Raw genomic sequence first — 7,897 nt, 5'->3', positions numbered from 1 at the left:
CGCCGGGCGGGGGGCGGCGGGGGTGGCGGGGGCCCTCCCGGGGGGGCCCGGTGGGCCGGGCGGCGGGGGACTCCGCCGGGCGGCCTGAAGGTGGGTGCCGACCGTTGGTCGGCACACCTATTTCTTGTCGCTTTCCGCGTCCGCCTCGAACAGGTGCATCAGGTCATTGCGTGCATCGCGCGAGGTCTGGATCACTGCGGCTTCGTCGTCATACACCAGATACTGGTCGCGCAGCAGCTGTTCGTCATGCTCGCGGAAGCGCTGCACATGGCGCTGCGCCACATCCGCGGCCACGCCCAGCGCGGTCAACACGCGCCCGCTCATTTCCAGGCTGGTGCCGAACACCTCGCGGAACGGCTCGGCCGACATGTCCATCAGGCGCCATGCATGCTGGCGGTTGCGCGCACGCGCCAGCACCTTCGCATCCGGGTACAGGCGGCGCACCATGCGTACCGCGCGCAGGTTGGTCTCCGGGTCGTCCACGGTGATCACGAACACGTCGATATGTTCACCACCGGCAGCGCGCAGCATCTCCGGCCGGGTCGGGTCGCCGTAGTAGAGCTGGTTGCCGAAGCGGCGCAGGTCGGCCACGGTGTCCGGGTTCGCTTCCAGCGCCACGAACGGCACCTTCTGCGCGGTCAGCAGTCGCGCGATTACCTGGCCGAAGCGGCCCATGCCGGCGATCAGCACCTTGGGCTGGTTGTCCGGCGCCACCTTGTCGGCCGGTGCGGCATCGCGCGGCACCGGCTTTTCCCGGCCCAGCAGCTTCAGCAGCACCAGCATCAGCAGCGGCGTGATCGCCATCGACAGGCCGACGATGGCCACCAGCCGGTCATGGTTGGCGTCGCCCAGCAGGTGCGCGCGCTGCGCTTCGTTGAACACCACGAAGGCGAATTCGCCGCCCAGCCACAGCACACTGCCCAGCAGCAGCGATTGCCTCGACCCGAGCCTGGCGATGCGGCCGAGCACGTACAGCAGGCTGAACTTCACCACCAGCAACGCCGCCACGCCGGTGGCGATCAGCCACGGCTCGGCGGTGATGCGGTCGAGGTCGATGCCCATGCCCACGGCGATGAAGAACAGGCCCAGCAGCAGGCCCTTGAACGGCTCGATCTGCGCTTCCAGCTCGTGGCGGAATTCCGAATCGGACAACAGCACGCCGGCCAGGAACGCACCCAGGCTGGGGCTGAGGCCGGCCTCCTGCATGAACCACGCAGTGCCCAGCACCACCAGCAGCGCGGTGGCGGTGAACACTTCCGGGCTGCGGGTGCGGGCGATGATGCCGAACACCTTGCGCAGCACCGGGCGCCCGCACAGGATCACCACCGCCAGCGCACCCAGCGCCACGGCCGCGTCTTCCCAGCGCAGCGTCTCGTTCTTCGCCCCGCCCAGCAGCGGGATGGCGGCCAGCAGCGGGATCGCGATCAGGTCCTGGAACAGCAGGATCGCAAAGCCCAGCCGGCCATGGTCGCTGTTGATCGCCTTGTGCTCGGACAGCAGCTGCAGGCCCACCGCGGTGGAGGACAGGGCCAGCGCGATGCCGACCACCAGCGCGCTCTTCCACTGGAAATGATCGAGCAGCAGCAGGCCACCCAGCAGCAGGCCGGACAGCGCCACCTGCGCCGCACCCGCGCCGAACACCGAGCGCCGCATCACCTTCAGGCGGGCGGGCGACAGCTCCAGGCCGATGACGAACAGCAGCATCACCACGCCGATCTCGGCCGCGCCGAGGATGCGGTCGGCATCCTGTACGAAGCCCAGCCCGTCCGGACCCAGCACCACGCCAGCGGCGAGGTAGCCCAGTACCGCGCCGAAGCCGAACTTCTTGAACACCGGCACCGCGATCACCGCGGCCAGCAGCAGCACCAGCGCCAGTTCCAGACCACCGCTATGCATGGGAATTCCTGGTCATCGCGGGGGCCTGTGCTGCGTTGGTTTGGCGGGGGGAGCGTGGCCGTGCAGGCCACCCCGTCATTATGCGCGCCCGGCTGTGCAGGAATGACAACGGCCACGGAAGGCCGGGGTCAGATCCCCTTGCGCCGCAAAGGGCTCTGACCCCAGTGGCACCTGACTGCGAGCCCGGGCCAGGGTTGACCGGGCGTTCCGGCAGGTCCAGACTGCCCGCCGCTGCCGGTCGCGCCGATGTCGAGCGTGTCAGGCAGTACACCCATCCGGAGTTCCCAACCCATGTCCAGCGACAGTAGAAGTCGACCTTGTTCGACGCCAGCGATGGCTACCGCCTGATATCGGGTCGGTTTGCCTGCGGTGGCGTTGCGCGAGGTCGCATCCCCACAAGGCAAGCCCATGAACCAGAAGCAACTGCTGCGCCCGGTGGCCGACGCCGCTGTCCTCGCCGCACCCCTGGCCAACTACAACACCGCCGACGCGGTGGAATTCCTCAACACGCTCGACCTGGAGCGCGCCGCCGAAACGCTGGCCGCGCTGTCGCTGCCGCGCGCGGTGAAGATGCTCGAAGCGCCCGAACTGCACCGCAGTGGCGAGCTGGTGGCCGCGCTGCCGCCGGCCCGCGCCGCCGCGCTGCTGGGGCTGATGGCCGATGACCGCGCCACCGACATCGTCCACGAGCTGGATGAGGAAGAACGCGCGCGGCTGATTCCGCTGCTGGGCAGCGATGCCCGCCAGGCCATCCAGACGCTGCTGAGCTACCCGTCCAACACCGCCGGCGCGCTGATGACCACCGAGTTCGTCGCCGTGCCCGCCACCTGGACCGTGGCCCAGACCCTGCAGCACATCCGCCAGGTCGAGCGCACCCGCGAGACCGTCTACGCGATCTATGTGCTGGACCCGGCCAGCCAACAGCTGCAGCAGGTGGTGACCATGCGCCGGCTGATCACCGGTCTGCCCGAGGAATCGATCCTCGACGTGGCCCAGGTCAATCCGCCGGTCACCGTTGATGCCCTGCTGGACCAGGAAGAAGTGGCGCGGCTGATCCGCCGCCACGACCTGCTGGCCATTCCGGTCGTGGACGCCCAGCAGCACCTGCTGGGCATCGTCACCGTCGACGACGTGCTCGATGCGCTCATCGAGGAATCGACCGAGGACGCGCACAAGTTCGGCGGCATGGAAGCGCTGGACAAGCCGTACATGCAGATCGGTTTCTTCGAGATGCTGCGCAAGCGCGCCGGCTGGCTGAGCGTGCTGTTCCTCGGCGAAATGCTCACCGCCAGCGCAATGCAGCACTACGAGGACGAGCTGGCACGCGCGGTGGTGCTGACCCTGTTCATTCCGCTCATCATGAGCTCGGGCGGCAACTCCGGTTCGCAGGCCACTTCGCTGCTGATCCGCAGCCTGGCCCTGCGCGAGCTGCGCTTGGGCGACTGGTGGAAGGTAGCGCTGCGCGAAGTACCGACCGGCATGGTGCTGGGCGCCATCCTCGGCTGCCTGGCCATCGTGCGCATCGTCATCTGGCAGCTGGGCGGCCTGCACGACTACGGCGAGCACTGGATCCTGCTGGCCATCACCATCGGCGCCGCGCTGGTGGGCATCGTCACGTTCGGCTCGCTGTCCGGCTCGATGCTGCCCTTCATCCTCAAGCGCCTGGGCTTCGACCCAGCCAGCGCCTCGGCCCCGTTCGTGGCCACCCTGGTGGACGTGACCGGCCTGGTGATCTATTTCAGCATCGCCGCCCTCATCCTGCACGGCACCCTGCTGTAACCGGGCCGTTATCCACGCATGGCGTGGATCTACTGGATCGCCGGGTCATCCACGCATGGCGTGGATCTACTGGTAGATTCCTGCGCAGGATCATGCCGCGGCAGCGCCGGTGCGTGTACCGTAGGCGCATGAGTACCTACCACCTGCAGTCCGTGTTCCGTCCGCAGTCGGTCGCGGTGATCGGCGGCAGCCCGCGTGAGCGCTCCGCCGGCCGTGCGGTGATGCGCAACCTGCGTGGCACCGGCTTTCCCGGCAAGGTGGCGTGGATCAACCCGCGCCACGCTGCGATCGACGGCATCCGCACGGTCAAGCGGCTGAACGACCTCGACTGGGTGCCCGACCTGGTGGTCATCACCGCGCCGGCAGCGATCGTCCCGCAGGTCGTGCGTACCGCCGCCGAACGCGGCGTGCAGGCGGCGATCATCCTCACCGCGCATCTCGGCGAAGGCCCGGGATCGCTGTCCGAACAGGTGGAAACCGTGGCGCGCAAGCACGGCCTGCGCATTCTCGGCCCGCACTGCCTGGGCGTCATCGCGCCGCATGCGCGGCTCAATGCCAGCATCGCCGCGCACTTCCCGCAGGCCGGTGACCTCGCGTTGATCTCCGAATCCTCGGCGATTGCCGCCGCGCTGGTGGAGTGGGGCGTGGCACGTTCGGTGGGCTTCTCTGCGGTGGTTTCGCTGGGCGACACCATGGACGTCGACTTCGGCGACCTGCTCGATTACTTCGCCACCGACTACCGCACCCGCGCCATCCTGCTCTACGTCGAACACATCAAGGACGCGCGCAAGTTCATGTCGGCCGCGCGTGCCGCCGCACGCGCCAAACCCGTGGTGGTGGTCAAATCAGGCCGCGCCGAGCGCGTGCAGCCCGGCAGCGCCGACACCCACGTGCAGGCACTGGCGCGCGCCGATGATGTCTACGGCGCGGCCTTCAACCGCGCCGGCCTGCTCCGCGTGAATGCACTGGACGAGCTGTTCACCGCAGCGGAGACCCTCGGCCGGCTCGGTACATTCCCCGGCCGTCGCCTGGCCGTGCTCAGCAATGGCGGTGGCGTCGGCCGCCTGGCGGTGGACCAGCTGGTGGCGCTGCGCGGCACCCTCGCGCAGCTGTCCGACAGCACGGTGGAGACGCTGGACAAAGTGCTGCCGCAGGGCTGGTCGCGCGGCAACCCGGTCGACATCGTGGTGGACGCCGATGGTGATCGCTACGCGGCTGCCATCGAAGCGCTGCTGGCCGACAACGAGAACGATGCGGTGATGGTGGTCAACGTGCCCACCGCGTTCACCTCTTCGGCCGATGCCGCGCAGGCGCTGACCCGCACGCTCGGCCTGCGACCGCGCCACCACCGCGACAAGCCGGTGTTCGCGGTATGGCTGGGCAACGATGACCAGGCGACCGCCACGCTCAACGCGGCGCGCGTGCCGACCTATCCCACCGAGGCCGAAGCCGTGCGTGGCTTCCAGCATCTGGTGCGCTACCGCGAAGCGCAGAACGCGCTGATGGAAACGCCGCCCAGCCTGCCGCAGGATTTCAGCGTGGATACCGCGCGGGCGCGCACCCTCGTCGAGGCCGCACTGGCCAATGGCCAGCAGTGGCTGGACCCGCTGGCCACCCACGATCTGCTCAAGGCCTATGGCATTTCGTCGGCGCCGGTGATGCATGCGCGCGACGCGCACGAAGCGATGGACCTGGCGCAGCCGCTGCTCGAGCGCGGTGCCACGGTCGCGCTGAAGATCCTGTCGCCGGACATTCCGCACAAGTCCGAAGTGGATGGCGTGCGCCTGAACCTGGCGACGCTGCCAGCGGTGCAGAGCGCGGCAAACGCCATCCTCGAACGCGCCCGCCAGCGACGCCCGGATGCACGCATCGACGGCCTGCTGGTGCAGCCGACCATCATCCGCCCGAAGGCGCGCGAGATCATCGTCGGCATCGCCGATGACACCACGTTCGGCCCGGTGATCGTGGTCGGCCGCGGCGGCACCGCGGTGGAAGTGATCAATGACAAGGCGCTCGCGCTGCCACCGCTGGACCTGCGCCTGGCCCACGAACTGATCGGCCAGACCCGGGCTTCGCGCATCCTCAAGGCCTATGGCGATGTACCGGCCGCCGACGAGCGTGCGCTGGCGCTTGCGCTGGTGAAACTGGCGCAGCTGGCAGCCGACATTCCCGAAGTGCGAACGCTGGACATCAACCCGCTGCTGGTGGATGGCAAGGGCATCCTCGCCCTCGACGCACGCGTGGCCATCGCGCCATCGCGCATCCTGCACAAGGGCCGTGGCCATCCGCGCTTCTCGGTGTTCCCGTACCCGAAGGAGTGGGAGCGCACCCTCGAGCTGTCCGATGGCGGCCGCGCCTTCGTGCGCCCGGTGCGGCCGGAGGACGATGCACTGTTCCGCGCGTTCTTCGCCCGCGTCAGCGATGAAGACCTGCGCCTGCGCTTCTTCCAGTCGGTGAAGCACTTCAGCCACGAGTTCATCGCGCGGCTGACCCAGCTCGACTACGCGCGCTCGATCGCGCTGGTGGCGATCGACCCGCGCAACGGCGACATGCTGGGTGCGGTGCGCCTGCATGCCGATGCCGATTACCATCGCGGCGAGTACGGCATCCTGATCCGCTCGGACCTGAAGGGCCACGGCATCGGCTGGCGCCTGATGGCGATCATCATCGAGTACGCCAAGTGGCTGGGGCTGGACGTGGTGGAAGGCCAGGTGCTGCGCGAGAACAGCACCATGCTGGCGATGTGCCAGAGCCTTGGCTTCAAGACCCGGCTGGACCCGGACGACCCGACCGTGATGATGGTGACCCTGCCGGTGCAGCAGGTCGAAGTGCCTGCCCCCTCGCCGGCGGCGTGATCGTTACCGCATCGGTAGCGCCGGACCATGTCCGGCGGAACGTCGGATTCAGCGCAACGGCTCCACCACCACCGCCGTGCCATAGCACAGCACCTCGGTCAGCCCGGTCATCACATCGGTGGCGTCGTAGCGCATGCCGATGATGGCGTTGGCGCCCAGCTGCCGCGCGTGCTTGACCATGTCGCGGTAGGTTTCCTCACGCGCCTGTTCGCACAGCTCGGTGTAGATGGTGATGTTGCCGCCGAAGATCGTCTGGATGCCGCCGAGGAAGTTGCCGACGATCGAGCGCGAGCGCACGGTGATGCCGCGCACCACGCCCAGGTTGCGGGCCACGCGGTAGCCGGGCAGCTCGAAGGCGGTGGTGACCAGTGAATCCTCGAAGCGCAGGGCCGGAGGGGAGGGGATGCCGCTGTTGTAGGGGTCTGCCATGCTGCTGCCTTCTGTAGAGTCGAGCCACGCTCGACTGGCTGTGTGGCGGTCGAGCAGGCTCGACTCTACAGCCGAACAGCCCGTTGCGGCATGGCCGGACCCACCCCGCCGCGCGACAATACCCCCATGACCGATCGCATCCCCCTGCTGCTGCTCCCCGGCCTGCTCAACGACGCCGAGCTGTGGCGCGCGCAGCTGGCCGACCTGGCCGACATTGCCGACTGCACCGTGGGCGACCAGACCCGTGGCCAGACCCTGCAGGCGGTGGCCGACGACGTGCTGGCGCAGGCCCCCGAGCGCTTCGCGCTGGCCGGTTTCTCGCTGGGCGGCTTCGTCGCCCAGCAGATCCTGCGCACCGCGCCCGAGCGCGTGCTGCAGCTGGCGCTGGTCGACACCTCGATCCACGCCGATTCACCCGAGCGCGCCGAGCAGCGCCGCAGCCAGCGTGCCAGCGTGCGCCTGCCCGGCAAGTTCCATGGTTTTGGTGATGCGCTGATGCGCAGCTACATCGATGCGTCGCGGCTGGACGACTACGTGCTGGTGCAGCGCGTGCGCGACATGACCGCGCGGCTGGGCGCGGAAGTGTTCATGCGCCAGAGCGGGCTGGAACGCCGCGATGGCCATGACGTGCTGGCTGCCTACCGCGATCCGCTGCTGATCGTCTGCGGTGCGAACGACCGCATCACGCCGCTGGCGGTGAGCGAGGAAATGCACGCGCTGGTGCCGCACTCGCAGCTGGTGGTGGTGCCCGACTGCGGGCACCTGGCGCCAATGGAAAAGCCGGACGACGTAAGCGCGGCGATGCGCGGCTGGTTGTTGCAGGGCTGATGGATCCGCCGGGCATGGGCCGGCGGTGGGTTGGCCCCCTCGCGGCGGCGGCGGGCCCGGGGGCGGGGGGCGCGCCCCCCCCCGCGGGGGGGGGGTCCGGGCTGGGCCCC

Annotated in this window: 5 protein-coding genes; 3 read left to right on the top strand and 2 right to left on the bottom strand. The window is 69.0% G+C overall.

What is annotated here, in order from left to right:
- Positions 1-117 precede the first annotated feature (117 nt).
- Positions 118-1,896, bottom strand: a complete 1,779-nt coding sequence (locus AC1VXD_RS19315; protein ID WP_482993406.1) for a monovalent cation:proton antiporter-2 (CPA2) family protein — start codon at positions 1,894-1,896, stop codon at positions 118-120.
- Positions 1,897-2,304: 408 nt separating this feature from the next.
- On the opposite strand from AC1VXD_RS19315, the gene mgtE reads away from it, so the two are divergent.
- Both mgtE and AC1VXD_RS19305 read left to right on the top strand, forming a co-directional pair.
- Positions 2,305-3,675: a magnesium transporter gene (gene mgtE, locus AC1VXD_RS19310; RefSeq protein ID WP_482993405.1), complete on the top strand. Its 1,371-nt coding sequence runs from the start codon at positions 2,305-2,307 to the stop codon at positions 3,673-3,675.
- Between the two features lie 128 nt (positions 3,676-3,803).
- Positions 3,804-6,530, top strand: coding sequence for a bifunctional acetate--CoA ligase family protein/GNAT family N-acetyltransferase (locus AC1VXD_RS19305; RefSeq protein WP_482993404.1), 2,727 nt, complete (start codon positions 3,804-3,806; stop codon positions 6,528-6,530).
- A gap of 48 nt (positions 6,531-6,578) precedes the next feature.
- Here AC1VXD_RS19305 and AC1VXD_RS19300 read toward each other — a convergent pair whose 3' ends face one another.
- Positions 6,579-6,959, bottom strand: a complete 381-nt coding sequence (locus AC1VXD_RS19300; RefSeq protein WP_108754558.1) for a YbjQ family protein — start codon at positions 6,957-6,959, stop codon at positions 6,579-6,581.
- Positions 6,960-7,085: 126 nt separating this feature from the next.
- On the opposite strand from AC1VXD_RS19300, the gene AC1VXD_RS19295 reads away from it, so the two are divergent.
- Positions 7,086-7,787: an alpha/beta fold hydrolase gene (locus tag AC1VXD_RS19295; protein ID WP_482993403.1), complete on the top strand. Its 702-nt coding sequence runs from the start codon at positions 7,086-7,088 to the stop codon at positions 7,785-7,787.
- Positions 7,788-7,897 lie beyond the last annotated feature (110 nt).

It is taken from the genome of Stenotrophomonas sp. STEN054 (assembly GCF_056854535.1).
Note: the sequence above shows the minus strand (reverse complement) of the source record. Positions and strands in the feature narration are given on the sequence as shown.

Bases quoted from the DNA above. Each gene is read 5' to 3' on its own strand.
- AC1VXD_RS19315 (WP_482993406.1), bottom strand. From the start codon at position 1,896: ATGCATAGCGGTGGTCTGGAACTGGCGCTGGTGCTGCTGCTGGCCGCG.
- mgtE (WP_482993405.1), top strand. From the start codon at position 2,305: ATGAACCAGAAGCAACTGCTGCGCCCGGTGGCCGACGCCGCTGTCCTC.
- AC1VXD_RS19305 (WP_482993404.1), top strand. From the start codon at position 3,804: ATGAGTACCTACCACCTGCAGTCCGTGTTCCGTCCGCAGTCGGTCGCG.
- AC1VXD_RS19300 (WP_108754558.1), bottom strand. From the start codon at position 6,959: ATGGCAGACCCCTACAACAGCGGCATCCCCTCCCCTCCGGCCCTGCGC.
- AC1VXD_RS19295 (WP_482993403.1), top strand. From the start codon at position 7,086: ATGACCGATCGCATCCCCCTGCTGCTGCTCCCCGGCCTGCTCAACGAC.